22 protein-coding genes are annotated in these 25,649 nt (G+C 65.1%); 14 read left to right on the top strand and 8 right to left on the bottom strand.

What is annotated here, in order from left to right:
• Positions 1-154 precede the first annotated feature (154 nt).
• From ABIB99_RS08920 to ABIB99_RS08930, 3 genes are all read left to right on the top strand, one after another.
• On the top strand, positions 155-445 hold the full coding sequence (locus ABIB99_RS08920) for an FAD assembly factor SdhE (protein ID WP_354175480.1): 291 nt from the start codon (positions 155-157) through the stop codon (positions 443-445).
• Complete coding sequence (gene mfd / locus ABIB99_RS08925) at positions 442-3,960, top strand: transcription-repair coupling factor (protein ID WP_354175481.1); 3,519 nt, start codon at positions 442-444, stop codon at positions 3,958-3,960. The genes ABIB99_RS08920 and mfd overlap by 4 nt, the downstream gene beginning before the upstream one ends.
• 296 nt (positions 3,961-4,256) lie before the next feature.
• On the top strand, positions 4,257-5,387 hold the full coding sequence (locus tag ABIB99_RS08930) for an acyl-CoA desaturase (RefSeq protein WP_166353125.1): 1,131 nt from the start codon (positions 4,257-4,259) through the stop codon (positions 5,385-5,387).
• A gap of 54 nt (positions 5,388-5,441) precedes the next feature.
• On the opposite strand, the gene ABIB99_RS08935 is transcribed toward ABIB99_RS08930, so the two are convergent.
• From ABIB99_RS08935 to ABIB99_RS08945, 3 genes are all read right to left on the bottom strand, one after another.
• Positions 5,442-6,665 (bottom strand): GGDEF domain-containing protein, encoded by a 1,224-nt coding sequence (locus tag ABIB99_RS08935; protein WP_354175482.1) that lies wholly within the window; start codon positions 6,663-6,665, stop codon positions 5,442-5,444.
• 84 nt (positions 6,666-6,749) lie between these two features.
• Positions 6,750-8,252, bottom strand: coding sequence for an AMP-binding protein (locus ABIB99_RS08940; protein WP_354175483.1), 1,503 nt, complete (start codon positions 8,250-8,252; stop codon positions 6,750-6,752).
• A 4-nt stretch (positions 8,253-8,256) separates the two neighbouring features.
• Positions 8,257-10,104 carry an extracellular solute-binding protein gene (locus tag ABIB99_RS08945; protein WP_354175485.1) on the bottom strand — a complete coding sequence of 616 codons (1,848 nt, stop codon included), beginning with the start codon at positions 10,102-10,104 and terminating at the stop codon, positions 8,257-8,259.
• Between the two features lie 270 nt (positions 10,105-10,374).
• Here ABIB99_RS08945 and ABIB99_RS08950 point away from each other — a divergent pair, with 270 nt between their 5' ends.
• Entirely contained in the window at positions 10,375-11,199 is an 825-nt protein-coding gene (locus tag ABIB99_RS08950; protein ID WP_166096620.1) for an invasion associated locus B family protein, read from the top strand.
• Positions 11,200-11,296: 97 nt separating this feature from the next.
• Here the strand turns inward: ABIB99_RS08950 and hspQ are convergent, their stop codons facing one another.
• A complete protein-coding gene (gene hspQ, locus ABIB99_RS08955; protein WP_014495177.1) occupies positions 11,297-11,629 on the bottom strand; it encodes a heat shock protein HspQ in 333 nt (110 codons plus the stop codon).
• Between the two features lie 106 nt (positions 11,630-11,735).
• Here hspQ and ABIB99_RS08960 point away from each other — a divergent pair, with 106 nt between their 5' ends.
• A complete protein-coding gene (locus tag ABIB99_RS08960; protein WP_283016531.1) occupies positions 11,736-12,689 on the top strand; it encodes an AEC family transporter in 954 nt (317 codons plus the stop codon).
• Between the two features lie 6 nt (positions 12,690-12,695).
• On the opposite strand, the gene ABIB99_RS08965 is transcribed toward ABIB99_RS08960, so the two are convergent.
• Positions 12,696-13,880, bottom strand: a complete 1,185-nt coding sequence (locus ABIB99_RS08965; protein WP_085398991.1) for a UbiH/UbiF family hydroxylase — start codon at positions 13,878-13,880, stop codon at positions 12,696-12,698.
• 87 nt (positions 13,881-13,967) lie between these two features.
• Here ABIB99_RS08965 and pcsA point away from each other — a divergent pair, with 87 nt between their 5' ends.
• The 3 genes from pcsA (at position 13,968) to ABIB99_RS08980 (ending at position 16,522) form a co-directional block, all read left to right on the top strand.
• Positions 13,968-14,735: a phosphatidylcholine synthase gene (gene pcsA / locus ABIB99_RS08970; protein ID WP_085399014.1), complete on the top strand. Its 768-nt coding sequence runs from the start codon at positions 13,968-13,970 to the stop codon at positions 14,733-14,735.
• Positions 14,732-15,466, top strand: a complete 735-nt coding sequence (locus ABIB99_RS08975; RefSeq protein ID WP_063983222.1) for a TerC family protein — start codon at positions 14,732-14,734, stop codon at positions 15,464-15,466. The genes pcsA and ABIB99_RS08975 overlap by 4 nt, the downstream gene beginning before the upstream one ends.
• 81 nt (positions 15,467-15,547) lie before the next feature.
• A complete protein-coding gene (locus ABIB99_RS08980) occupies positions 15,548-16,522 on the top strand; it encodes a quinone oxidoreductase family protein (protein ID WP_014495182.1) in 975 nt (324 codons plus the stop codon).
• 115 nt (positions 16,523-16,637) lie between these two features.
• Here the strand turns inward: ABIB99_RS08980 and ABIB99_RS08985 are convergent, their stop codons facing one another.
• Both ABIB99_RS08985 and ABIB99_RS08990 read right to left on the bottom strand, forming a co-directional pair.
• A complete protein-coding gene (locus tag ABIB99_RS08985) occupies positions 16,638-17,828 on the bottom strand; it encodes an acetylornithine transaminase (protein WP_085398992.1) in 1,191 nt (396 codons plus the stop codon).
• 285 nt (positions 17,829-18,113) lie between these two features.
• Positions 18,114-19,265: a tetratricopeptide repeat protein gene (locus ABIB99_RS08990; protein WP_354175489.1), complete on the bottom strand. Its 1,152-nt coding sequence runs from the start codon at positions 19,263-19,265 to the stop codon at positions 18,114-18,116.
• A 124-nt stretch (positions 19,266-19,389) separates the two neighbouring features.
• Between ABIB99_RS08990 and ABIB99_RS08995 the strand changes: the two genes are divergently transcribed.
• The 4 genes from ABIB99_RS08995 to ABIB99_RS09010 all read left to right on the top strand — a co-directional run bounded on the left by ABIB99_RS08995 (position 19,390) and on the right by ABIB99_RS09010 (position 22,067).
• Positions 19,390-20,331, top strand: a complete 942-nt coding sequence (locus ABIB99_RS08995) for a hypothetical protein (RefSeq protein WP_063986364.1) — start codon at positions 19,390-19,392, stop codon at positions 20,329-20,331.
• 81 nt (positions 20,332-20,412) lie between these two features.
• The gene (locus ABIB99_RS09000) at positions 20,413-21,141 is read left to right on the top strand and encodes an SH3 domain-containing protein (protein ID WP_354175491.1); all 729 of its coding nucleotides are present in this window, start codon (positions 20,413-20,415) and stop codon (positions 21,139-21,141) included.
• Positions 21,142-21,283: 142 nt separating this feature from the next.
• Positions 21,284-21,715, top strand: a complete 432-nt coding sequence (locus ABIB99_RS09005; RefSeq protein ID WP_071913796.1) for a MerR family transcriptional regulator — start codon at positions 21,284-21,286, stop codon at positions 21,713-21,715.
• Positions 21,648-22,067, top strand: coding sequence for a carboxymuconolactone decarboxylase family protein (locus ABIB99_RS09010; RefSeq protein ID WP_014495189.1), 420 nt, complete (start codon positions 21,648-21,650; stop codon positions 22,065-22,067). The genes ABIB99_RS09005 and ABIB99_RS09010 overlap by 68 nt, the downstream gene beginning before the upstream one ends.
• 238 nt (positions 22,068-22,305) lie before the next feature.
• Here ABIB99_RS09010 and rimO read toward each other — a convergent pair whose 3' ends face one another.
• Positions 22,306-23,631: a 30S ribosomal protein S12 methylthiotransferase RimO gene (rimO, locus tag ABIB99_RS09015; protein WP_166341298.1), complete on the bottom strand. Its 1,326-nt coding sequence runs from the start codon at positions 23,629-23,631 to the stop codon at positions 22,306-22,308.
• A gap of 111 nt (positions 23,632-23,742) precedes the next feature.
• Between rimO and ABIB99_RS09020 the strand changes: the two genes are divergently transcribed.
• Both ABIB99_RS09020 and ABIB99_RS09025 read left to right on the top strand, forming a co-directional pair.
• Positions 23,743-24,333, top strand: coding sequence for an ANTAR domain-containing response regulator (locus tag ABIB99_RS09020; RefSeq protein WP_027559205.1), 591 nt, complete (start codon positions 23,743-23,745; stop codon positions 24,331-24,333).
• Positions 24,330-25,493 carry a CmpA/NrtA family ABC transporter substrate-binding protein gene (locus ABIB99_RS09025; RefSeq protein WP_354175493.1) on the top strand — a complete coding sequence of 388 codons (1,164 nt, stop codon included), beginning with the start codon at positions 24,330-24,332 and terminating at the stop codon, positions 25,491-25,493. The genes ABIB99_RS09020 and ABIB99_RS09025 overlap by 4 nt, the downstream gene beginning before the upstream one ends.
• The last annotated feature ends 156 nt before the right edge of the window (positions 25,494-25,649 follow it).

Here is a 25,649-nt window from a genome sequence, read left to right on the forward strand (position 1 = left end):
TGCCCGGCTTTATGGCGGGCATCCACGGCTTTTTTCGCGGCGCTCGCGCGGGCAGCGGGCCATGCCAAATCGAGGGCTGACAGGGGCGGTCCGAGTGGCTATATCACCCCGGCCCGGCACGTCCGGGCTTTCTGCGTTTGACTGGATCTGAGACATGACGGGAACGACACGATCGAGCAACGGGCTGGACGATCGCCGCAAGCGGCTTCTGTTCCGCTGCTGGCACCGCGGCACGCGCGAGATGGACCTGATCCTGGGCCGCTTCGCGGATGCCGAGATCGGCAATCTGTCCGGCGACGAGCTGACCGAGCTCGAGACCCTGCTCGAAGAGTCCGATCCCGATCTCTATGCCGCCATCACCGGTGACAAGGTGCTGCCAGCTGATGTCACCGGCGCGCTGTTTGCCCGCATCAAGGCGTTCCCGATTACGGACGGCGATTTATGAAACAGGGGATGAAGTCGCCGGCCGAGCTGCTTATGCCCGGCCGCGCGCTGACGCTTGCCAATGTTGCCGAGGGCGCCGAGGGCCTCGTCATCTCCGATCTCGCCCGCGCCATCGCCGCGCGGCCGAAGAAACCGGCCGTCAGCCTCGCCGTGGTCTGCCGCGACGGTGGGCGAATGCAGCAGCTCGAGCGCGCGCTGCAATTCTTCGCGCCCGATTTGCCGGTGCTGACCTTTCCGGCCTGGGACTGCCAGCCCTATGACCGCGTCTCGCCGCATGGCGGCATCCTGGCGCAGCGCCTGACCACACTGGCGCGGCTTGCGCCGCTGACCGGCAGCGACAAGCCGCTGATCGTGCTGACCACGGTGAACGCAATCGTGCAGCGCGTCCCTGCACGCGAACTCGTTGCCGCGCAGGCGCTGTCGGTTGCGCCCGGCAATGTGGTGCCGATGGACACCATCGTCGCCTGGCTGGAGCACAACGGCTACAACCGCTCCTCGACCGTGCGCGAGCCCGGCGAATATGCCGTGCGCGGCGGTATCCTGGATCTGTTTCCGGCCGGCCTCGACCAGCCGGTCCGCTTCGACTTCTTCGGCGACAGCCTGGAATCGATCCGCTCCTTCGACGCCGAGACCCAGCGCACGATGCTCGACATGCGCTCGCTCGATCTGGTGCCGATCTCGGAATTCCAGCTCGTCACCGACACCATCCGCCGCTTCCGCATGGGCTATGTCGCCGAGTTCGGCGCGCCCGAGCGCGACGACGCGCTGTACGAGGCCGTCAGCGAGGGCCGCCGCCATCCCGGCATGGAGCACTGGCTGCCGCTGTTCCAGGACCGGATGGACACGCTGTTCGACTATCTGCAAGGCGCAGCCGTCGCGATCGAGCCGCAGGCCGAAGACGCCGTCCGCGAGCGTTTCAAGCAGATCCAAGATTACTACGAAGCCCGCCGCGACGCGATGGAGCATCCCGGCGGCGGTGCGATCTACAAGCCGCTGCCGCCTGACAGGCTCTATCTCACCGACGAGGAATGGACCAGGCGCGAAAGCGAGATGTCGCTGGTGCGGCTGACGCAGTTTTCGGTTCCGGCCGATGGTGCGACGATCGTCGATGCCGGCGCGCGCAAGGGCCGCGACTTCGCACCCGAACGCAACGACGCCACCGTCAACGTGTTCGAGTCCGTCGTCAGCCACGTGATGGCGCTGCATGCCCAGCGCAAGAAGGTCGTGATCGCACTCTGGAGCGAGGGATCGCGCGACCGCATGACCTCGATGCTGCGCGACCACAAGCTGACCCATGCCACCAGCGTCAACGCCTGGCGGACGGTGCAGGCGACCCCGCGCAACGAGACCATGCTCGCCGTGCTCGGCCTGGAGGCCGGGTTCGAGACCGATGAGATCGCGCTGATCAGCGAGCAGGACATCCTCGGCGACCGCCTGGTGCGGCCGCGCAAGGCCAGCCGCAAGCTCGACAATTTCATCTCGGAGGTGACGAGCCTCACCGCCGGCGACATCGTCGTCCATGCCGACCACGGCATCGGCCGCTTCATCGGCTTGCAAACCCTCGACGTCGCCGGCGCGCCGCATGACTGTCTTGAGCTGCATTACGCCGCCGACGCAAAACTGTTTCTGCCGGTCGAGAACATCGAGCTGCTGTCGCGCTACGGCTCCGACCAGACCGCGGTCGAGCTGGATCGTCTGGGCGGCAGCGGCTGGCAGACCCGCAAGGCGAAGCTCAAGAATCGCATCCGCGAGATCGCGGGCGAGCTGATCAAGATCGCCGCCGCGCGCCATTTGCACGAGGCGCCAAGGCTGCCGGTGCAGCCGGGCCTCTATGACGAGTTCTGCGCGCGCTTCCCCTACGACGAGACCGAGGACCAGTTAGGGGCCATCGAATCCACGCTGAAGGACCTCGAGCTCGGCCGTCCGATGGACCGGCTGATCTGCGGCGACGTCGGCTTCGGCAAGACCGAGGTGGCCTTGCGCGCGGCCTTTGCCGTCGCGCTCGAAGGCAAGCAGGTCGCGGTCGTGGTGCCGACCACGCTGCTCGCCCGCCAGCACCACAAGACCTTCACCGACCGCTTCAAGGGCTTTCCGGTGAATGTGGCGCAGGCCTCGCGCCTGGTCCCGACCAAAGAGCTGAACCTGGTCAAGAAGGGCATTGCCGACGGCTCGGTCGACATCGTGGTCGGCACCCACGCGCTGCTCGGCAAGGCGATCAAGTTCCGCGATCTCGGCCTCGTCATCGTCGACGAGGAGCAGCATTTTGGCGTCACTCACAAGGAGCGGCTGAAGGCGCTTCGCTCCGAGGTGCACGTGCTGACGCTGTCGGCGACGCCGATCCCGCGCACGCTGCAGCTGGCGCTGACCGGCGTCCGCGAGCTCTCGATCATTGCCTCGCCCCCGGTCGACCGCCTCGCGGTGCGTACCTTCGTCGCCCCGCATGATCCGCTGATGATCCGCGAGGCGCTGCTGCGCGAGCGCTATCGCGGGGGCCAGGCGTTCTACGTGGTGCCGCGCATCGACGACCTCGCCGAGGTCAAGGACTTCCTCGACAAGAACGTGCCGGAGATGAAGGTCGCGGTCGCGCACGGCCAGATGCCGCCCGCGGTGATCGAGGACATCATGACCGCCTTCTACGACGGCAAGTTCGACATCCTGCTGTCGACCACCATCGTGGAATCCGGCCTCGACATTCCCAACGCCAACACGCTGATCGTGCACCGTGCCGACATGTTCGGCCTGGCGCAGCTGTATCAGCTGCGCGGCCGCGTCGGCCGCTCCAAGCTGCGGGCGTACGCGCTGTTCACGCTGCCGGCGCAGCAGAAGATCACCGCGCAGGCCGAGCGCCGGCTCACCGTGCTGCAATCGCTGGAGACGCTGGGCGCGGGCTTCCAGCTCGCCTCGCACGACCTCGACATCCGCGGCGCCGGCAACCTGCTCGGCGAGGAGCAGTCCGGCCACATCAAGGAAGTCGGCTTCGAGCTCTACCAGTCGATGCTGGAGGAGGCGATCGTCAACCTCAAGGCCGGCGTGTCCGAGCCCGCCGCCGACCGCTGGTCGCCCTCGATCACCATCGGCATGCCCGTGCTCATTCCGGAAGACTATGTCGGCGACCTCTCGGTGCGGCTGTCGCTGTACCGGCGGCTCGCCGATCTCGACACCGAGGAGGAGATCGAGAACTTTGGCGCGGAGATGCGCGACCGTTTCGGCGTGCTGCCCGACGAGGTGCGCTATCTGTTCAAGGTCGCCGCGATCAAGGCGTTCTGCCGCACGGCCAATGTCGGGAAGATCGACGCCGGCCCGAAGGGTGCCGTCATCGCCTTCCGCGATAATTCGTTCGCCCATCCCGACCGCCTGGTGTCGTTCATCCGCAGCTACGGCCAGGCCGCCAAGGTGCGGCCCGACATGAAGGTGGTGTTCCTGCAAGACTGGGAGACGCCGGAAGAGCGTCTCGCCGGCACCACGGAGATCATGCGGCAGCTGGCACAGCTCGCGCAGAGCAAGAAGGCGGCGTAATTGTTCCGAGCGCCACCGGAGCGGTACTTGGATACAAGACAGCGGCATATGGCCACTTGCGGAATGATCGAACGACAGCCATGTTCGATTCGTCGAGTTTGGCCGACGATTTGGCCTCGCCGCTGATAGCGTGCCCGACTGATGACCTGATTCGTGTGACCCGCGACTGGTTTACCGGCCGCGGGTTTTTTGTACCGCAAAGCGGGGCTGCCCCGCCCATTGAAACTTCTGAGGTCGCGAGCGTGTCTATCAATATCGATTCAGGCCAGGAACACGGTGACGAACACGACGACGTCATGTATCCGCAGGTCCTGCCGTTCATATTGGTCCACGCGGGATGCGTCGCGGCGATCTGGTCGGGCGTCTCGTGGCAAGCCGTTACCATTTGCGCGGTTCTGTACTGGTTGCGCATGTTTGCGATCACCGCCGGCTATCACCGGTATTTCTCGCATCGGGCTTACGCGACCAGCCGGGTGTTTCAGTTCATCCTGGCCTTCCTGGCCCAGAGCAGCGCTCAGAAAAGCGTCCTCTGGTGGGCTGCCAAACATCGCCATCATCATCTTCACTCGGATACGGCGCAGGATGTGCATTCGCCCCGGCACAAGGGCTTCCTCTACAGTCATCTCGGCTGGATCTTCTACCGGCAGCACGATGCAACCGACCTGGTGAAAGTATCGGATCTGGCGTCGTATCCCGAGTTGATGTGGCTGCACAAACTGGAGCTTCTGCCGGCGTTCGTGCTCGCGGGCCTCTGCTTCCTCATTGCGGGGTGGTCAGGGCTCGTGGTCGGCTTCCTCTGGAGCACGGTGCTCGTGTATCACGGCACGTTCTGCATCAACTCCCTCGCACATGTTCACGGCCGCAGGCGGTATGTGACCGGCGACGATTCCCGCAACAACTGGCTGCTCGCTCTCGTCACGATGGGTGAGGGGTGGCACAACAATCACCACGCCTATCAGGCCAGTGCTCGACAGGGCTTCCACTGGTACGAGATTGATCTCACCTATTATATCCTGGTGGCTTTGTCCTGGCTCGGGATTGTCCGGGATCTGAAGATGCCGCCCAAGCAGGTCCTGCGCAATGAGCATCGGTTGGGATCACGCGCGATCAAGCAAGCGGCCGAGCAGCTCGCCGCTCGCTTCAATCCTGAACACATCGCACAGGCGATCAAGACGTCGATCCATGAGACCGAATTGTCGGTCCGGGACGCGATCATTCTGTTGCAGCAGCGTGCTGATTTGCGTCTGTCCAGCATGCCGACTCGCGACCAGTTGCTGGCCGAAGCGCAGCGCATGTTCGCAAAGACGATGTCGCTGGACGACATCGTCGACCGGGCCCACGAGCTCCTGAACGAGACTGTTGGCTTTCTCCTGGCCACTCCCGCTCTGGCGGCCGCCCCGAAATCGGGCGCGAATGGTGGCGCTTAGCGCCACGTTGCCCGTACAAGGGGCGCGCTCGTGATCAGGGATTTTGACGCGCAATTACGAAGCCGCGCGCGACGCGTCGGCTGAGAGACGCCCGAGCAGTGACCGCGCCGTATCCGAGGGCGACAGCGAGTCCACGCTGACGACGGGATCGCTGCGCATCTCGTGCTTGCCATTGGAGGTGTGCCGCATCACCGCCGACAGGCGGCGGGCGATCATGTGGGCGGTGCGGAAGTCGGTCTCCGCGAACACGACGATGACGGAACCGTCTTTCTGCGCCACGCCAAAATCCATCTGCCGCATCAGGCGGCTCAGGATCCGTGCGGCGTCGAGCTGGGCGCGGGAATTGCCGGGCTCGAAGGCGAAGCGCGCCACGGAGAGGCCGCCGCCGCGGGCAAGAGCCTGCTCGACCGCCTTGGCGAAATCGCGGGCAAAAGCTTCCACCGTGAGCAGGCCGCTGCGCGGGTCGAGCCAGCCGCCGGCATCGATCGAGCGCAGCGTGCGGCTCAGTTGCGCTTCCATCGCGTGCTGGCGGATCAGCGGCAGCGCGTTGGCGGCGACCTTCGCCGGCTCGCCCGGGATCAGCTCGAGATTGGGCAGGTCGTAAGTCTGCGCGAGCTGGTGCGCGGTGACGACCACGGGCAGGCTGCGGAATCGGGTGTCTTCGGCGAGCACCGTGAGGAAGGCGTCGGTGACGCGCGCGGTAAAGCCTTCGGCGAGCACGACGCCATCGATATCGCGGGTGTTGAGATGCTTGGCCGCGGCCTCGATCGAGAGCGCGCCGACGACCCCGACGCGTTCGCCGAGTGCGACGGAGAGCGCAGGATAAGCTGCGCCGCGGCCGATCAGGAGCACCGTCGCATCGCGTGCCGGATCCCCCTCCGGCAACCCGACTTTCGCGTCCGGCAGCCGGCGCAGAACCGTCGCATGGAGAGTCCGTACGCGCAGCGCGGCGCGGAGCCGCGCGACGAGGCGGTCGGAATTGCCGCCGCGCGAGGAGAAGGGCAGGGCGTTCTGCGGCAGCGTGCCCGCAGCATCGAGCGCCACGAACGGCAGGTAGGGCGATTGGTCCGCGATCTTCCTGGCGAGCGTCGCCAAATGGGGCTCGTGCCCGGCATGCATCGCGGCGAGAACCGCGGCCGGCTGCACCTGCTCGACCGCGCGCGCCGCGCTGGCCCAGTCGGCGTCGACGACGGGAAACAGACGGGCCTCGTCCAGTGCCGCAATGAAAGGCGGCCGCTGGGCGTTGGACACAAACAGGATCGGGCCCGCCTGGGACATCGCAAACTCTGATCGCGCAACAGATGCTGCGCAATCTAGTCCGGTTGCCTTAATGCAGCGTCAATGGATGGGTCGAAACTGCGCTTAAACCGGCCCGGAGCGGTCGCGAAAAGCCTCGACCATCAGGGGGTTAAGCCCGAGTTCATTGAGCGCTTCGCGGGCGCGGCCATTGTCTTGTGCCCGTCCTGCGAGCCGGTGACCCGAGAGCCGGTCGGGCAGCGCGGTGAGCAGCGCGCCCTGGCCGAGCCGGCGCGCCCATTCCTGGAGATCGTTGGACAGGAAGCGGTAGCCGCCGACGGCCATGATGCCGGAGGGCGGTGCGGTGATGCAGATCGCGCCGCTCGGACGGTCGAGCCGCGCGGCATAGCCGGTGTCGACATAATCGCGCGGCGGCTGCGCCGTCAGCGTGTCGCCGACCGGCTGCGGCGGTGCGTAGGCCGCGATCGGCACCATCGCTCCGCGCAGGCCGAGCGTGCCCCTGGGCGTCAGCAGGATCTCGCCGGCGATGGAGGAACCGGACTGCTCGCGCGGGGCGCCGTGCGGCCCGGGCATCACCGCAACAGGCATGCCGTCCTCGCCGCGGCGGGCGCCGAACAGCCCGGCCTCGCCGAACAGATAGACGTCGGTCAGCGGTGCATGCGGCGCGATCCAGGCATCGCTCGCCGCCACCTGCTCGGGCGCGCGCCAGAGGCCGATGACGTTGCGCAAGCTCGGCATCCGCGCCGCGAGATCGGCATCGCCGAGCCGCAGCGCGAGCTGCGCCGGGGCGATCAGCACCTCGCATTCGTGCTCGTTGATTTGCTGCTCCAGCACGTCGTTCTCGAAGGGATGATGCAGCGCCAGCGTGCCGCCGCAGAGCAGCCACACCGCGAGCGAGGAGGCGAGGCCTGCGAACGACATCGGCGTGAACGCCGCCATCACGGTCGCGCCCTGCTTGATGTCGGCCTCCAGCGACATCGCAAGCCCGCCGGCGATCAGGCTGAAATGCGGCCGCGGCACCGGGCGAAAGCCTTCCGCGGTGACGTCGAAGGAGATCATCGCCGCCTTGCGGCCGTCCTGGATCACCGCGCGCGTGGTGCCCGGCGGGCGGGCCAGCACGTCGTCGAGCGAGGCCATGCCCTCGGGCAGGTCGGCGCCGAAACCGCAGACGTAGCGGATCGAGAAGGCCTCCGCGGCGGCGTGCATGGCGAGGTCGGAATAGCTGACGCCGTCGACCTTGCTCATGGTGACGATGGCGCGCGCCGCGGTGCGGTTCAGCGCGGCGGTCAGTTCCGCATGGCGCCAGAGCAGCGGCAGCACCGCGACGACGAGCCCGGCGCGATGCGCGGCGAGCACTGTCAGCACGAACTCGACCGTAGCAGGCAGCTGGATCGCGATGACGGAATTGGCTGGCAGGCCCGATTCGACGAAATGGGCCGACAGGGCCTCGATGGCGGTGTCGGCCTCGGCGTAGGTCATCCGCCGCGGCTGGTGGCCGGTCACGCGGGCCTTGTTGAGGGGGTCGAGCAGAGCGGGCGCGTGCGGTTGCCGCATCAGCGTGCGCTGAAACAGCGTGTCGAGCGTCGGCGATACGGCTGGCTGATTCACGGCGTCACTTCGCTTGCGGCTGCCCCTTCGACCACCAGGTCTCCGGCAGGTAGCCGGACAGCGCGGTGGCCTTTGGCCGTTCTATCCGATTCCAGCGCGCGATCCATTGCTCGGATACGTTAAACAGGGGGATAGTATAGAAACCGGAGATCAAGGCGCGGTCGAGCGCCCGCACCGCCGAGACGAAGGCCGTGTGATCACGGGCCTCGAGGAGAGCGTCGATCATGGCATCGACGGCGGGATCTTTGGCGCCCATGTAGTTGCGGGTGCCCGGATTGTCGGCGGCAGCGCTCCCCCAATAGAAATACTGCTCGTTGCCGGGCGATAGCGACTGGTCCCAGCGGTTCTGGATCATGTCGAACTCGTAAGCGAGCCGGCGCTGGTCGAACTGCACGGGATCGACCGCGCGAACGCTCGGCTCGATCCCGGCGCGCTTGAGGTCGCGCTGGAACGCGAGCGCGATGCGCTCCTGGTCGCGGGTCGTCACCAGCATCTCGAAGGTGAAGGCGGCTTTTGTCGCGCGGTTACGCAGCACGGTGCCGTCGAGATCGTAGCCGGCGTCCGACAGGAGCTTGAGTGCTGCGCGCAGCGTCGTCCGGTCGCGTCCCGAGCCGTCGGTGACGGGCAGGCGGTAGCTGCCGTCCATGACGTCGGGCGGGATCTGCGCGGCGAAGGGTTTCAGCAGCTCGCGCTCGCGCGCATCCGCGGGCCGGCCATAGGCCGACAGGTCGGAGCCGGCGAAATAGCCGGCAACGCGCGAATAGAGTCCGAAGAAGTAGTTGCGGTTGACCAGCTCGAAATCGAACAGCAGCGTCAGTGCCCGGCGCACGCGGATGTCGGCGAAGATCGGACGGCGCGTGTTGAACACCAGGAATTCGGAAGGCTGCGGCACGCCGGGCTTGATGGTGTCGCGGATCACTTCGCCGCTTTTGGCGGCTGGAAAGTCGTAACCGTCGTGCCAGCGCAGCGGCTCGTGCTCGACGCGGAAATCATAGAGGCCGCGCTTGAAGGCTTCGAACTGGCCGTTGGCCTCGCGAAAATAGTCGAGCCTGATCTCGTCGAAATTGTAGAGCCCGCGATTGATGGGCAGGTCACGGCCCCAATAGTCGGGATTGCGGATCAAGGTCACGCTGGCGCCGGGCTTCACCGCCATGATCCGATACGGGCCCGAGCCGATCGGGCCGGTCAGCGTCGTCTCCTCGAAGGTCGCGACATCCACTGCATGCTTCGGCAGGATCGGCATCAGGCCGAGGATCAGCGGCAATTCCCGGTCGTTGGCGCCAGCCAGGTCGAAGCGGACGGTGAGAGGGTCGGGCGCCTCGGCCTTGGCGACCTTGGCGTAATATTGCCGATGGTTGGGGCGGCCGTGATCGCGCAGCAGCTGCCAGGAGAACAGCACATCCTCCGCCAGGACCGGCTTGCCGTCGGAGAAGCGGGCGCGGGGATCGAGGCGGAACGTGACAAAGCTCCGCGCGTCATCGGTCTCGACCGATCTGGCGAGCAGGCCGTAGAGCGTGAACGCCTCGTCATTGCCGCGTGCGAGCAGGCTCTCGACCACGTAGTTCCGCACCGGCTGCACGGCCAATCCCCTGACGATGAAGGGATTGAGGCTGTCGAAGGTGCCGAGAATGCCCCAGGTCAGCCGGCCGCCCTTGGGGGCATCAGGGTTGGCGTAGGGCATGTGGGTGAAATCGGCCGGCATCGCCGGCTTGCCGTGCATCGCGATGGCATGGGCTTCCCCAGCCCGTGCGCCGCTTGCGGAGAGCGCGGAGGCGACGACGAAGGCGAGAAGACAGAGGCGGCTGCCAAGGCCCTCAGGAAGGCCCTCGAGAAGGCGCTGGAACATGGACATCGGCACACGTTGATTCGAGGACCTGCGGGCCTGAATCCTATCACAAGGAATTTCACGGATAGCAGGCCCAGGAGCGGTTCAAGGCGTGGCCAAAGACGCTTGTCGGCATTGATCTTTTCGTCGGCCACGTTAAGAAGGCACGCAATCGCGCAAGAGCGTCGAGCCCGTCACTTATCCGCCTCAATTGACGGGGAGAGAGCCGCGCCAGGCGGCTCGGTTCGGCGCTTCGGAGCGGTTCGGGCACTTCCCGTTCAGAAAGGGTTTTCCGCAATGAATTTCCGTTACTTGGCCGCGTCCGTCCGGCCGCGCGGGCGACTTTTCGCCCTGTTGACGGCGACGGCGTTGGTCGTCCCGTTTGCTGCAGAGGCCCAGGCTCCCGCGCCGGCCCCCGGCGCGCCTGCCGCGCCCAAGGCGGCCCCGAAAGCTGCTCCGAAGGCTGCCCCCAAGGCTCCGGCGCCGGCTGCCCAGGCTCCCGCCCAGCCGGCTCCCGCGCAGGGCGCTCCGGCGCAGCAGGGCGCCGCGGCCCAGCCGGCCGATCAGCAGATCCAGCTGATCTACGCCCCCTGGACCAAGTTCTGCCTCAAGGGCCAGGACGCCAACGCCAAGCAGGTCTGCTTCACCGGCAAGGACGGCCGCATCGAGTCGGGCCAGCCGGTCATCGCGGCCGTGATCATCGAGCCGGAAGGCGAACCCAAGAAGATCCTGCGCGTGACGCTGCCGCTCGGCATGCAGCTCGTGCACGGCACCCGCATCATCGTGGACAACAATGCGCCGTTGCAGAGCCCCTACGTGATCTGCTTCCAGAATGGCTGCATGTCCGACTACGAGGCCACGCCCGAGCTCATCGGCAACATGAAGAAGGGCCAGAACCTCGTTGTCCAGGCGATCAATGCCAACGGTGCGCCCTTGACGTTGCCGCTGCCGCTCGCCGGCGAATTCCAGAAGGCCTATGACGGTCCGCCGACCGATCCGAAGGTGTTCGAGGAAACCCAGAAGAAGCTTCAGGAAGAGCTTCAGAAGAAGGCCGACGAGCAGCGCAAGAAGCTCGAGCAGAACGGTGGCGCGCCCGGCGCGGCTCCGGCCGGTCAGAAGTAAGCGGGCTAAAATCCCGGACATGAAAAAGGCGCTCGGTTCGAGCGCCTTTTTTGCTGGCCGCTTGATGGCGGCAAAACTCACTTCAAGCGCGGTCGGCTCAGTTCAGCGACGGATTGCGCGGGCGATAGCCGCCGGTTTTGTCCTTGATGAAGATCTCGGCGACCTGGGAATGGCGGATCGGCTCGCCGGAATCGTCCGGCACCAGGTTCTGCTCGGAGACATAGGCGACGTATTCCGACTCCGCGTTCTCCGCGAGCAGGTGGTAGAACGGCTGGTCCTTGTGAGGCCGCACCTCTTCGGGAATCGACAGCCACCACTCCTCGGTGTTGTTGAATTCCGGATCGATGTCGAAGATCACCCCCCGGAACGAGAAGATCCGGTGGCGAACGACCTGTCCGATCTGGAATTTGGCGGTCCTCGCTTTAATCATTCCCCGTCGATAGACCAGGATTGTGGCCGATGCTAGTGCCCTGATCTGTAATTGACCTTCGGCTAAGGGGCAGATAGCCCCCAAATCTTCAGAAAACACTTCATCAATGGTCGATATCCTCAATCTGGCGCTACCTTATTTCGGCTTGATCTTTGTTGGATTCGCTTGCGGCAAGGCCAAGTCGCTGCCGGAATCAGGCCTCGCCTGGATGAACTTCTTCCTGCTCTACGTGTCGCTGCCGGCGCTGCTGTTCGCGATCATGTCGAAGACGCCGTTTGCGGAATTGAACAACCCGCCGTTCCTGGTCGCGACCACGCTGTCCACGGTTGCGGCGTTCACCCTGGCGCTGGTCGTCGGCAAGGTTTTGGGACGGCTGACGCTGCGCGAGGCGACTCTTGCGGGCCTCTCCGGCGGCTATGGCAATATCGGCTACATGGGGCCGGGGCTGGCGCTCGCCGTGCTTGGACCGAAGGCCTCGGCGCCGACCGCGCTGATCTTCTGCTGCGACAGCATCTTCCTGTTCACGATCGTGCCGCTGCTGATCGAGCTCTCCGACCGCGACCATCCCTCGCTGGTCCATGCCTTCGGCGTCGTGCTGAAACAGATCGTGCTCAACCCGCTGATCATGTCGGCCTGCTTTGGCGCGGCCGTGGCGGCGCTTCATATCGAGCTACCGGTCGCACTCGATCGCACCATCACGTTCCTTCAGAACGCAGCCGCACCGACCGCGCTGTTCGTGCTCGGCGTGACCGTGGCGCTCCGCCCGTTCAACCGGGTGCCGTGGGAGGTGCCGGGCGTGATCGCAGTGAAGCTCTTGATTCACCCGCTCGCCGCGTTCGGCCTGATGCTGGCGTTCGGACCGTTCGCGCAGCCCTGGGCCGCGACCGCCGTGCTGATGGCCTCGCTGCCGCCGGCGCTCAACGTGTTCGTGATCGCGCGGCAGAACGACGCGTGGATCGAATCCGCCTCTGTCGCGGTGCTGCTCGGGACCTTCGCGTCGGTGGTCACGCTGACCGGCGTGATGTGGGCGATCCAGACCGGCCGGCTGGCGTTTCCGTAAGCGAGCCTACCGCCGCCACGTCGGGGTCAGGCCCTCGCGCATGGCGAAGCGCCGCAGCGGGCCGATGGCGCCGAGCAGGTGCATGCCGACCGCGCGGACCGGCTGGAGCGGCAGGAAATCGTTGAGCAGGGAGCGGTTGGCGATGTCGATCGCAAACGTGCGGCTCAGAATGTCCGGACGCCGCGCCCGGTCGTAGCGCTTGAGCACGTCGGGTGCGCCGGGATCCTGGCCCGCGGCGATGGCTTCGCCCGCGAGCCTGGCGATGTCAGCGGCATCGCGCAGACCAAGGTTGAGGCCCTGGGCGCCGATCGGCGGGACCACATGGGCGGCTTCGCCGACCAGCGCGATGCGGTCGCGCCCGAAGGATTTTGGACGTTCGATCGCCAGCGGGAATAGGTTGCGGCCCGGCTCGACAGTCATGCGTCCCAAAATGGAATGCGACTGCTTCTCGATCGCGGCGGACAGCTCCGCGTCGCTCAATCCGCGAAGCCGCTCGGCCTCGGCGGGGGCCGAGACCCAGACGATGCTGGAGCGGTCGCCGGGCAGGGGCACGAACACGCAAGGGCCATGCGGCGTGTGGAACTCGGTCGAGACGTTGCGATGCGGGCGCGCGTGGCCGACGTTGAAGGTCAGCGCGGTCTGCGTCAGGTCGCGTCGCGTCACCGCGATGCCGGCGGCTTCCCGGCACAGCGAGTGCCGGCCGTCGGCGCCGACCACGAGCTGGGCCGTGAGGAATTGAGCGGACGCCGTGCGGATCGCGACGTCGTCGGCTTCGATGACGACGCTTTCGGCCTCGTCATCGCAACGGACGAGGTTAGGCAACTCGGCCGCGCGTTCTTCCATCGCCAGCATCAGCGAGCGGTTGTCGATATTGTAGCCGAAGGCGTCGAGCGCGATTTCGTGGCAGGAGAACCGGACCTCCGGCGCCCGGAACAGCCGGCCGGTGTCGTCGACGAGGCGCATGATTTCGAGCGCGGCCGCCTTGCCCTTGCAGCGCGGCCAGACGTCGAGGCTCTCCAGGAGATCGATGGAGGCGCCGAGCAGGGCGGTGGTGCGGTTGTCGGCGTAGGGCATGCGCCGCGCCACCAGCGCGGTCCGCGCGCCGGCCTGCGCCAGTGCGATGGCGGCCGCCAGTCCCGCCGGTCCGCCGCCGATCACGGCCGCGTCATGGAGTGTCGATGCATCTGTCATGGAACGACAATTGACATGCTGCGCGGCAAATTCAAGCCCGGCTATATTTCCTTGATTTTGTGGCGAATTGTGCGACCGCGCGCCGCAATGGCGGATGTGCAAACCGGTCTCATTCTGATAGCAGAAGCCATGGATACCCAAGAGGATTCCCTGAAGCCGAGACCGGCGATCCGCGCCGCGGCCTTCTCGGTGCACATCTTCACCGCATTCGGCGCGGCCATCGCGCTGCTGGCGATGCTGGAGGCCGTGCGCGAGCATTGGGCGGCGATGTTTCAGTGGCTGGGCGTCGCCCTGATCATCGATGCGATCGACGGGCCGATCGCCCGCCTGCTGAAGGTCAAGGATGTGCAGCCGAACTGGTCGGGAGACGTGCTCGATCTCGTGGTCGACTTCGTCACCTATGTGTTCGTGCCGGCCTATGCGATCGTGGCGAGCGGGCTGTTGCTGCCGGTGGCCGCGCCGCTGCTCGGAATCGCCATCATCGTCACCAGCGCACTATATTTCGCCGATCTGCGCATGAAGGCGGACGACAATCATTTCCGCGGCTTTCCGGCGCTGTGGAATGCGGCGGCGTTCTACCTGTTCCTGCTGCACTGGCCGCCGCTGGCATCGACGCTGCTGGTCGCGGCGCTTGTCGTGCTGACCTTCGTGCCGTTCCACGTGCTGCATCCGGTCCGGGTCGTGCGGCTGCGCTGGCTGACGATGTCGCTGATCGCGATCTGGGCCGTGCTCGGCCTCTATGTGCTGGAGATGGATTTTCGCGTCGGCACCGGCGTGACCATCGTGCTCTGCGCCATCGCGCTCTGGATCAGCTTCAGCGACGCCTTGATCCGCCTGGCAAGATCCTTCGCATGATGCACCTCCTCACTAGTCCTGAAGCCTGGGCCGCGCTGCTCACCTTGACCGCGCTCGAGATCGTGCTCGGCATCGACAACGTCATCTTCCTGTCGGTGATCGTCTCGCGCATCCCCGAGAAGCAGGCCCACCGCGCCCGCCAGATCGGGCTCGCGCTGGCGCTGATCTTCCGCATCATCCTGCTCAGCCTGCTGGTCTGGCTGATCGGCCTGACCGCGCCGGTGTTTTCGTTTTCGGGTTACGGCTTCTCCTGGCGCGATCTCATCCTGATCGGCGGCGGCCTGTTCCTGATCGCCAAGGCGACGCACGAGATCCACGCCGAGGTCGAAGCCGATGACGGCGAGGGCGACCGGGAGTCCGGCGGCAGCGCGTTCTTCTGGGTGATCGTCCAGATCATCGTCATCGACATCGTGTTCTCGCTGGACTCGATCATCACCGCGATCGGCATGGCGCAGGACATCGAGATCATGATCGCGGCGGTCGTGATCGCCTGCCTGATCATGTACATTTCGTCGGGGCCGGTGTCGCGATTCGTTGCCGAGCATCCGACCACCAAGATGCTGGCGCTGGCGTTCCTGGTGCTGATCGGCGTCGCGCTGGTCGCGGACGGATTCCAATTCCACATTCCGCGCGGCTACATCTACTTCGCAATTGCGTTCTCGGCGGCGGTGGAATTCTTCAACGTGCTGGCGAAGCGCAACCGCAGGAAAGTCCGCAAGTCGTCCGTTTAGCCGTTCCAATCTGGGTCGAGTTGACAAGGCGGGCGCGATGTCTTTCGTTCAGCGGCGAGAAGACCGAGAGGAGGTCAGGTGATGACCAAAGCCGTCCGTGTGCACAAGGTCGGAGGCCCCGAAGCCCTGGTCTATGAGAGCGTCGATGTCCCGGCGCCGGCTTCCGGCGAGGTGCGCATCCGCCAGCATGCGGTCGGGTTGAACTTCATCGACGTCTACTATCGCACCGGCCTCTACAAGGCGCCGGGGCTGCCCTTCATCGCCGGCAACGAGGCGTCGGGCGAGGTCATCGCCGTCGGGCCCGGCGTGACGCATTTCCATCCCGGCGATCGCGTGGCCTACTACCACAATCTCGGTGCCTATACCGGCGAGCGCAACATCCCCTGGGAGAAGCTGGTCAAGCTGCCCGACCACATCACGCACGAGCAGGGCGCCGTGCTGATGCTGAAGGGGCTGACGGTCTGGTATCTCCTGCACAAGACCTTCAAGGTCGAGCCGCATCATCGCGTGCTGATCCATGCCGCCGCCGGCGGCATCGGCTTGCTCGCCTGCCAGTGGGCGAGGGCGCTCGGGGCCCATGTCATCGGCACGGTCGGCTCGCGCGAGAAGGCGGAGCTTGCGGAGGCCAATGGCTGCGACCACGTCATCCTCTACAACGAAGAGGATTTCGTAGCGCGCGTGAAGCAGATCAGCCGCAACGAGGGCTGCGACGTCGTCTATGACGGCGTCGGCAAGGCGACCTTCCCGGGCTCGCTGTCCTGCCTGAAGCCGCGCGGCATGTTCGTCTCGTTCGGCAATGCCTCGGGGCCCGTGCCGCCGTTCTCGATCGCCGAGCTCAACAATCACGGCTCGCTGTTTGCGACGCGGCCGAAGCTCAATGACTACGTCGGAACGCGCAAGGAGCTGCTGGAAGGCGCCGACACGCTGTTCGCCGCCGTCATCAACGGCAAGCTGCACGTGCCGATCAACCACGCCTACGCGCTCAAGGACGCCGCCAAGGCGCATATCGATCTCGAAAGCCGCAAGACCACCGGCGCGTCGATCCTGAAGCCGTAGCAAGTTGCTCCATCAAAGTCGTCATGCCCGGGCTTGTCCCGGGCATCCACGTTCTTTGTGCCGCGCCTCAAGGCGTGGATGGCCGGGACAAGCCCGGCCATCACGGCGAGGGCGTTTACGCCACCCGCCGTGCCGCGCCGGCCCTGGTCAAAATCCCGTCAAGACAATCGATCATCTCGGCGATCTCGGCCCGCGCGACGTTCAGCGCCGGCATGAAGCGCAGCGTGTCGAGCTGCGGCGCGTTCAGGAGCACGCCGGCCTCGAACGCCTGCGCGACGATGCCTGGCGCGATCGGCAGCTTGAGGTCGAGCGCGAGCAAGAGGCCACGTCCCCGCACGCCGCCGAGGCCGTGCCGGGCCGAGACCTTCTGCAACTCGCTTTCGAGCAGCAGGCCGGTCTCGGTGACCGACTTCAGGAAGTCGGGCTTGCAGACCTCCTCGAGCACTGCCAACCCCACCGCGCACATGATCGGGTTGCCGTTGAACGTGCCGCCCTGGTCGCCGTGCTCGAAGCAGGAGGCACGTTCGGTCGCCAGCAGGGCCGCCAGCGGCACGCCACCGCCGATGCCCTTGCCGAGCGTCATGATGTCGGGCGCGATGCCTGTGTGCTCGTAGTGGAAGAGTTTTCCGGTCCGGCCCATGCCGGTCTGGATCTCGTCAAAAATGAGCAGCAGGCCGTGCGCGTCGGTGAGCGCGCGCAGTTCCTGCAGGAACTGATCGGTCGCGGGCCACACGCCGGACTCGCCCTGGATCGGCTCCAGCATCACCGCGACGGTGTTGTCGTTGATCAGCTCTTCGACCGAGGCGATGTCGTTCAGCTTCGCCTTCTTGAAGCCGGCGACCTTCGGCTCGAACAGCGGTTCGAACGCCTTCTTGCCCGAGGCTGACATCGTCGCCAGCGTCCGGCCGTGGAAGCCGCCTGCGAAGCTGATGATCTCGAACGCGCCGTTCCTGTGCAGGCTGCCGTATTTGCGCGCGAGCTTGATCGCGCCCTCGTTGGCTTCGGCGCCGGAGTTGGCAAAGAACACCTGGTCGAACGCGCTGTTTGCGACAAGCCGCTCGGCAAGCTTCAGGCTCGGCTCGTTGTAGAACGCCGGGCTCGGCGTCAGCAGCCGCTTGGCCTGCGCGGAAAGCGCATCGGCGATCGCGGGCGGGGAGTGACCGAGGCAGTTGACGGCCCAGCCCTGCACGAAATCGAGATAGCGCTTGCGGCTGTCGTCCCAGAGGTAGGAGCCGGCGCCGCGGACGAACACGGCCTTGGGCCGTGCGGTGATCTCCATCAGCGCGTCATACGGATGCGTGGTCATGTCGAACTCCTGTGGGGACGGGGTGGAAAAGGGGCGCAAAAAGCCGAAAGGCCGCACCTTGCGGGTGCGGCCTTCTCGAAAACTCGGCTGAATTCAGTGGTTCAGCGGCGTCGTCGGACATGGCGCACCCTCTCGTCGTCGCGGAAGCGACGGCGGAGCATTTCGGTGCGCTGATGGGTCCGAGCGTTGATCATGGGGCGGGTCCCTACAGCCGAAGGGCAGGGCTTGTCAAGCGGGCGTTTTGAAGAACACCCGTCCGGCGTGCATCGGCGAGATGGGAGAACGTCACTGAACGCCGTAGCGCGCAAAACTGTCCGCGATGCCGGCGTTGATTGCCTTGGCGGCCGCGATGTCTTGCTCAGCGCCTTCGTTGTCGCCCTTCTTTCGCTTCGCCAGTCCGCGGCCGTCGAGGGAGCCGTCGAGCTCAGGCTTTGCGCTCAGCGCCGCGTCGTAATCCGCAATGGCCGCGTCGAGATTGCCGAGCTTCAGATACGTGAGGGCGCGGCTGTCCAGCGTATAGGGGTCGTTGGGAGCCATCTGCAGCGACTGCTCGCAATCGGCCAGCGCCTCCTGCAGGCGGCCAAGGATCGCACGCGTCATGCAACGCGAATTGAACACGCCCGGATAGCTCGCATTGGCCTTGATCGAGCGATCGTAATCCTCCAGCGCCTGCGCATAGTCGTGGGTGTCGAAATACATGTTCGCGCGCGCAAAGAAATCGCGATCGTTGTTCGGACTGAGCTGAAGCGATTTTGCGAAGTCGGCCAGCGCACGCGCACGGTCGCCGCGGTCGCGGAAGACGCGTGCGCGGTTGCCGTAGGCCGGGCCGTAATTCGGGTCGAGCTTGATCGAGAGATCGAAATCCGCCAGTGCGCGAGCGTCGTCGCCATGGTTGCGATAGGCAGTGCCGCGATTGAAATAGGCCAGCGCAAATTTAGGGTCGAGCTTGATGGCCTGATCGTAGTCGGCCATCGCATGCTCGTAGTCGTTCTTGTGGATGTGGGAATTGCCGCGGTTGTTGTAGTAGAGCGCGTCGCGGGCATTCAGCCGAATCGCGCGCGTGTAGTCGGCAATGGCGTGGTCGGTGTCGCCGAGATCGTCATGGGCGATGCCGCGATTGTACCAGAGGTCGGCGTCTTTCGGATCGAGATCGACGGCACGGTTGAAGTCCGCCAGGGCACGCTCCGTGTCGCCTTTTCGCCGAAACATCTCGCCGCGATTGGCCAGCGCCCGCACATTCGAGGGATCGGCCTTGAGCACGGCCGAGCAGCCGGCGATGCGCTGATCCTCGTTTCCCCCGTCGTCGTCGCCATAGCACCATTGGCGTGCCTGCGCGGCTGACGGCGATCGCGCGGCGGCGGACAGGGCGAACACGGCCATTGCGATGCCGATCGCAGACAGCTTGAAGAGAATCCTTGACGTTTCAGTGTGTTTCATTGTTTTCCACATCGAAACCATTGCGCCTCTAGCGCGTTTGTGATCGAAGGACGCGACTTGGTTCGAACCGAATGCATCACGGATCAGACCAAGAAGGCGGGACCAACCAGATAGTTTGAAGACCTTGTCCGATACGCCTTATCCAATCGACCTCGACAGCATTCGCGGCGCGTTTCCGCCGGGCATCGAGGCGCCATCCCTGCTGGTCGACTTTGCCGATTGGCTGAACGGGCGCCCCTGGGGCAGCGTCGGCCGTTTCTCGCTGCAAGGCCAGTTCTCCGATCAGGCGCCGATCTTCGACGGCAGTCCCTTGCGCGACAGGTTTTCACTGTTCATGCGGCTGCCGGATGGCTCGGCCGTCGGCGGCTGGTATGGCGCGGGTCTTGATCGCGACAATCCGCCGATCGTGGGGCTGGGCTCCGAGGGCGACTACGAGCTGCTCGCGCCGAGCCTCGACGGCTTGCTGGCGAAGCTGACGTCGCAGCAATTTGACAAGGCCTGGAGCGATCTCAAGCCGCATGACGAGGTCGAGTGCCAGACCGACGAGCTCGCGAAATGGCTTGCCGGGCAGCCGATCGGCGACAAGGCGGCGTGTGACGACGGTGCCGCGGAGCTTCCCGATTTCCGCGGCTTCGTGGAAAAATGGAGCCGGGATCGCGAAGACTATTGGGCCAATCATCGCTTGATGGCCGAGCTCGGCTGGCGGCTCGCCGCGCATCTGCCCAAGGGCAAGAAGCCCTGGGACAAGACGCGCTTCGAGGTCGCGATCGTCGGCAAGCAGTATGAGGCCCGCGTCCTGACCCTCGGCCCGCAGCCGTTCGAGGAGGCCGCCTCGATCGAATCGCTGCTGCGCGATCTGCGCGAGGAGATGCGTAAGGCACAGCCCGAGCTCGGGCTGTGGCACGCGATGAAATTCGGCCTCTATGTCGACGGCCGCGTCATGCCGAACTTCGAATACGATGTGCGTCCGATCATCGGCGGCGAGCCGGCGCAGCTCTCCGAAGCAAAGGCCGATCTCGCCCGCGCCCCGCGCCCGGAGCGGTGGGTGCCGAAATGGCTGGCGTGACGGAACACCGTCCGAATCCCGTCACGGAGCCGTGCAATCAGTTTGCTGATTGAATTAGCTTCTCGTCGGGGTAGTTCGCTGATGCGCGGCCTTTGTCACCGGTTGATTGTCGCGATCCTGCTGATGTCAGCGGCCTCGGCCGCAAACGCGCAAACCGAGCTCGTGGAAAGCGCTGTTGCCGACCTTCCGATCGTGCTGGCTACCGATCCCGCGCTCACGCGGCCTCACGTGATCACACCGGACGAAAAGAAAAACAGCGATGAGGCCGATGCTGGCGGCGTTATTCTCACCTACGTTTTTGAAACGAAGCTTCGCCTTCGGTCGGAGAGGTACTTCCTGGTTGTCTGCAGCTCCGGCGGTAGTGCCGACTACAATTGCGTATTTAACCTGATTGGAGGCGCGGGCGATCTCTATCAAGACCAGATCGAAGGCCTCCGATTCGAGATACCCGGCGACGGGTGCGTCTACGCCTCCGGTCACGTCAATACGATGTTCAACCATCGACGCAAGTACTGCCTTGACGGCGATCGGTTGAAGGAAGTCAGCCAGCCGTTTCACTACGTCGGCCTCAAGTCAAAGACGCTGCATGACCTGACGTTCTATTTCGATAAGGCTGCGACGAATGCGGTCGGCACCATTCCGAAAGGTGAGTTCGTTGAGGTGCTCGTCGCAAGCGACCGACGTGAGGAAGACTCGTCCGAGCGCTACCATTTCCTCGTTCGGGACAAGAACGGACTGACTGGTTGGGTCAGTCTGGCCGGAGGTCAGCAAGCGGAAGACATCGAGGGAATCTTTTTTGCCGGCGACTAGTCGCGTCGAACCGGTGTTCTTCTGCTGTCGCGCCGTCTTGACCTCGCGGGAACGGCACCTTCGATCCCCCTTGCGATCCCCCTTGACTTAGAGTGCGCTCGAAGGGGTATCTGTACGTGCGTCAGTACGAGAACGGGCACACATGAAGATCGGCGACCTCGCAAAACGAACCGGCTTGTCGACGCACACGTTGCGTTATTATGAGCGCGTCGGGCTGCTGCCATACGCAGACCGGGATCGTTCCGGCCAGCGTGACTTTGACGCATCGATCCTCACCTGGATCGCATTCCTCGGTCGGCTCAAGACCACGGGAATGCCGATCCGGGACATGTTGCGTTATGCGGCGCTTCGTGATGAAGGCGATGCCACCGGGCCAGCCCGGCGGCAGATGCTGGAAATCCACCGGGAACAGGTTCGCACGCAGATTGCCGAACTCCAGGAATGCCTGCTCGTCCTTGATACCAAGATCTCCGGTTATGCCGGCGATGAACAGAGGACGAAGGAAAATGACGCACGCCCAAACACAAGCCGAAAGCCGCTTCGATCGCGGCCAGCGGGCCCTGTCACGCATTGACGGCAGAGCCGGCGAAAAGGTCGTCGCCTCACTCGCCGACATCGCTCCGGATTTCGCACGATACGTGATCGAGTTTCCCTTCGGCGACATTTACAGCCGCCCGGACCTCGGCCTGCGCGATCGAGAGATCGCGACGATCGCCGCGCTGACGGCGCTCGGAAATGCCGCGCCTCAGCTCAAAGTGCATATCGAGGCGGGTCTGAACGTCGGGCTGTCTCGCGACGAGATCGTGGAGATCATCATGCAGATGGCCGTCTATGCGGGCTTCCCGGCGGCGGTGAACGGGCTGTTCGCAGCCAAGGAGGTGTTTTCCGCGCATGACGGACGGCAGGCGTCGGGAGAAGCGACGTGACGTCATCGCGAGCGCGGCAAAGGCGATAGCGGACCCGTCATCCCCGCGAGCGCGTAGCGCTCGTCGGTGAAGGTGCGAGGCATGGGACGCAAGGCGTCCCATGGGGAGCCTCGAAGGATGAGCGGCCGGGATGCCGGGCCGTCGTCCTTCGAGGCTCGCTCTACGGCGCGGTTGCGCCGCAGAGCGAGCGCCTCAGGATGACGGTGATGGTGCGCTGCGCTCGCAATGACAGAGGGTTTCAGAATCCCGCGACGCTGCCGTGCAGGTCGTATTGGTCGGCTCGCTCGATCTTCGCGGTGACGATCTCGCCGACGCGCAACGGGCGGCGGCTGGAGAGATAAACCGCGCCGTCAATCTCCGGCGCGTCGGCCTTGGAGCGGCCTTTTGAAACCGTCGGGCCGACCTCGTCGATGATGATCTGCTGGCGCGTGCCGACCTTGCGCTTCAGCCGGCGCGCGGAGATCTTCTGCTGGCGGGCCATCAGCGCGTTGTAGCGCTCCTGCTTGATCTCTTCGGGCACGGGGTTCTCGATCGCATTCGACGTCGCACCGGCAACCGGCTCGTATTTGAAGCAGCCGAGGCGATCGATCTCGGCCTCATCCAGCCAGTCAAGCAGATAGGCGAAATCGGCATCGGTCTCGCCGGGGAAGCCGACGATGAAGGTCGAACGCAAAGCGAGATCGGGACATTCCTCGCGCCAGCGCTTGATCCGCGCCAGCGTCTTGTCCTGCGCTGCAGGGCGCTTCATCGCCTTCAGCACCTCGGGGCTCGCATGCTGGAACGGGATGTCGAGATAGGGCAGCACCTTGCCCTCGTTCATCAGCGCGATGACCTCGTCGACATGCGGGTAGGGGTAGACATATTGCAGCCGGACCCAGGCGCCGAGCTCGCCGAGCTCGCGCGCGAGGTCGAGGAATTTGGCGCGGACCTGGCGATCCCTCCACGGGCTCTCGGCGTATTTGAGATCGACGCCGTAGGCGGAGGTGTCCTGCGAGATCACCAGCAGCTCTTTGACGCCGGCGCTGACAAGGCGCTCGGCCTCGCGCAACACGTCGTTGGCCGGACGCGAGACGAGATCGCCGCGCAGCTTCGGGATGATGCAGAACGTGCAGCGGTTGTTGCAGCCCTCGGAGATCTTCAAGTACGCGTAGTGGCGCGGCGTCAGCTTGATGCCCTGGGGCGGCACCAGATCGAGATGCGGATTGTGGGCGGGCGGCAGCGCGCGGTGCACGGCGTCCAGCACGCTCTCATATTGCTGCGGGCCGGTGATGGAGAGCACGCCGGGATAGGCTTGCTCGATCTGCTCGGGTTCCGCGCCCATGCAACCGGTCACGATCACCTTGCCGTTCTCGGCCATGGCCTCGCCGATCGCCGAAAGCGATTCCTGCTTGGCACTGTCGAGGAAGCCGCACGTATTGACGATGACGATGTCAGCCCCGTCATGCTTGCGGGCGAGCTCGTAGCCCTCGGCGCGCAGGCGCGTGATGATGCGCTCGGAATCCACCAATGCCTTGGGACACCCGAGCGACACGAAGCTGACCTTGGGCGCAGCCGTCTGATCCATATCTGATCTGCCTGATTGACAGGCCTGAGCTAGTCCCAATTGCCCATAATTACAACCCTTTGCATCGCCCTCCGGCATGCTATGGATGAATCGCCGGGTGGTGAGTGAGCTATGAGCGCCGAACAGTCGCCTAAAATCGTGATTGTCGACGAAAGCCCGATCCGGGCTGCGATCCTCGAGGAAGGGTTGCGGGAGGCCGGATTCACGCAAGTCGTCCATATCCGCGAGATGCAGAGCCTGCTCGCCCGTATTTATGCGGTGGATCCCGACATCATCCTGATCGATCTGGAAAACCCCAGCCGCGACGTGCTTGAGGCGATGTTCCAGGTCAGCCGCGCCGTGAAGCGGCCGATCGCGATGTTCGTGGACCAGAGCGACTCAGCCTCGATCCAGGCGTCCGTGGAGGCGGGAGTATCCGCCTACATCGTCGACGGGTTGAAGAAGGAGCGCATCAAGCCGATCCTCGACCTCTGCGTGTCCCGCTTCAACGCCTTCGCAAAACTCCAGGAGGAGCTGGAGCGCACCAAGTCGCAGCTCGAGGACCGCAAGATCATCGAGAAGGCCAAGGGAATTTTGATGAAGGTCAAGGGCCTCACCGAGGACGAGGCCTACGTGCTGCTGCGCTCCACGGCGATGCGCGAGAAGAAGAAAATCGGCGAGATCGCGCAATCGATCATCACCGCGTCGGAGATGCTGAAATGACCGGTCCCCTCCGCATCGGGTTCATCCCGCTGGTCGACGCCGCCGCCCTGATCGTCGCCGTCGACAAGGGCTTTGCTGCCGCCGAAGGGCTCGAGGTCGAGCTGGTGCGCGAGGTCTCCTGGTCCAACGTGCGTGACAAGCTCAATATCGGCCTGTTCGACGCCGCGCATCTGCTGGCGCCGGTCGCGATCGCGTCCTCGCTCGGGCTCGGCCACGTCAAGGTGCCGATCGCGGCGCCCTTCAACCTCGGCATCAACGGCAACGCGATCACGGTCTCGCCTGCGCTTCACGCCGCGCTGATGGAGGAGATCGACGGTGACCGCTTCGATCCGCTTGTCACGGCGAACTCGCTGGCGAAGGTCGTCGCGAAGCGGCGCAAGCTAGGTGCCGATCCGCTGACCTTCGGCATGACCTTCCCGTTCTCGACCCACAATTACCAGCTGCGGTTCTGGATGGCGGCGGCCGGCGTCGATCCGGACGAGGATGTGCGTCTCGTGGTGCTGCCGCCGCCCTACATGGTCGATAGCCTCGCCAATGGCCATGTCGATGCGTTCTGCGTCGGCGCGCCCTGGAACTCGGTCGCGGTCGATCTCGGCATAGGCCACATCCTGCATTTCGTCTCCGACATTCTCGTGCGCGCTGCAGAGAAGGTGCTGGCGGTTCGTCAGGTCTGGGCCGACAAGCATCCGGATGTGGTGGCAGCGCTGGTGCGCGCGGCCGTGAAGGGCGCCGAGTTCATCGAGAACCCCGCGAACCTGTCTGAAGCGGCGCGGATCCTGGCGCAGCCGGAACGGATCGGCGTCGATGCCGAAGTCATTCAGCGAACCCTCACCGGGCGCCTGAAGATTTCTCCCGACGGCACCCTCCGCGAGAGCGGTCGGTATCTCCTGGTCGGACGCGAAGGGGCAGGGCGCCCCGATCCGGTCCAGGCGGCCTGGCTCTATGCGCAGATGGTGCGCTGGGGGCAGACCGCACTGACGCCGGACGGCGTCAAGACCGCGATGGCCGTGTTCAGGCCCGATCTCTACGACGCAGCCCTCGGTCAGCCATCGCCCGCTGAAGCCCCCGCGGCGTTCGGGGCATTTGCGGGCCCGGCCTTCGATCCCGGTAACATCCGCGGGCATCTGGAGGCCTTCGATGTCGGACGCTGGAAGGCCTGATTCGGTTCTGCATCGTTTTTAGGCGGAAGAGATCATCGGCTAAATTTTGGGCCGCCTGCTCGAATTTCATGAGAGTTCCAGACCGCGATTTTCCGGGCTCGTCTGTATCCATCTGAAATCAAAGCAATTTTCATTTCATCGAAGCTGGCACGCAAC

The sequence above is a fragment of the Bradyrhizobium sp. LA6.1 genome (assembly GCF_040547805.1).
In the GTDB taxonomy this organism is placed as follows: Bacteria; Pseudomonadota; Alphaproteobacteria; order Rhizobiales; family Xanthobacteraceae; genus Bradyrhizobium; species Bradyrhizobium barranii.

Excerpts from the sequence above, each read along its gene's own strand:
- ABIB99_RS09000 (WP_354175491.1), top strand. The coding sequence starts at position 20,413 with ATGCGCGGCCTTTGTCACCGGTTGATTGTCGCGATCCTGCTGATGTCA.
- rimO (WP_166341298.1), bottom strand. The coding sequence starts at position 23,631 with ATGGATCAGACGGCTGCGCCCAAGGTCAGCTTCGTGTCGCTCGGGTGT.
- ABIB99_RS08975 (WP_063983222.1), top strand. The coding sequence starts at position 14,732 with ATGATGCACCTCCTCACTAGTCCTGAAGCCTGGGCCGCGCTGCTCACC.
- ABIB99_RS08980 (WP_014495182.1), top strand. The coding sequence starts at position 15,548 with ATGACCAAAGCCGTCCGTGTGCACAAGGTCGGAGGCCCCGAAGCCCTG.
- ABIB99_RS08920 (WP_354175480.1), top strand. The coding sequence starts at position 155 with ATGACGGGAACGACACGATCGAGCAACGGGCTGGACGATCGCCGCAAG.
- ABIB99_RS08935 (WP_354175482.1), bottom strand. The coding sequence starts at position 6,665 with ATGTCCCAGGCGGGCCCGATCCTGTTTGTGTCCAACGCCCAGCGGCCG.
- ABIB99_RS08950 (WP_166096620.1), top strand. The coding sequence starts at position 10,375 with ATGAATTTCCGTTACTTGGCCGCGTCCGTCCGGCCGCGCGGGCGACTT.
- ABIB99_RS08960 (WP_283016531.1), top strand. The coding sequence starts at position 11,736 with ATGGTCGATATCCTCAATCTGGCGCTACCTTATTTCGGCTTGATCTTT.
- ABIB99_RS08930 (WP_166353125.1), top strand. The coding sequence starts at position 4,257 with ATGTATCCGCAGGTCCTGCCGTTCATATTGGTCCACGCGGGATGCGTC.
- pcsA (WP_085399014.1), top strand. The coding sequence starts at position 13,968 with ATGGCGGATGTGCAAACCGGTCTCATTCTGATAGCAGAAGCCATGGAT.
- ABIB99_RS08990 (WP_354175489.1), bottom strand. The coding sequence starts at position 19,265 with ATGAAACACACTGAAACGTCAAGGATTCTCTTCAAGCTGTCTGCGATC.
- ABIB99_RS08985 (WP_085398992.1), bottom strand. The coding sequence starts at position 17,828 with ATGACCACGCATCCGTATGACGCGCTGATGGAGATCACCGCACGGCCC.
- ABIB99_RS09020 (WP_027559205.1), top strand. The coding sequence starts at position 23,743 with ATGAGCGCCGAACAGTCGCCTAAAATCGTGATTGTCGACGAAAGCCCG.
- ABIB99_RS08965 (WP_085398991.1), bottom strand. The coding sequence starts at position 13,880 with ATGACAGATGCATCGACACTCCATGACGCGGCCGTGATCGGCGGCGGA.
- ABIB99_RS08945 (WP_354175485.1), bottom strand. The coding sequence starts at position 10,104 with ATGTCCATGTTCCAGCGCCTTCTCGAGGGCCTTCCTGAGGGCCTTGGC.
- mfd (WP_354175481.1), top strand. The coding sequence starts at position 442 with ATGAAACAGGGGATGAAGTCGCCGGCCGAGCTGCTTATGCCCGGCCGC.
- ABIB99_RS09005 (WP_071913796.1), top strand. The coding sequence starts at position 21,284 with ATGAAGATCGGCGACCTCGCAAAACGAACCGGCTTGTCGACGCACACG.
- hspQ (WP_014495177.1), bottom strand. The coding sequence starts at position 11,629 with ATGATTAAAGCGAGGACCGCCAAATTCCAGATCGGACAGGTCGTTCGC.
- ABIB99_RS09025 (WP_354175493.1), top strand. The coding sequence starts at position 24,330 with ATGACCGGTCCCCTCCGCATCGGGTTCATCCCGCTGGTCGACGCCGCC.
- ABIB99_RS09010 (WP_014495189.1), top strand. The coding sequence starts at position 21,648 with ATGACGCACGCCCAAACACAAGCCGAAAGCCGCTTCGATCGCGGCCAG.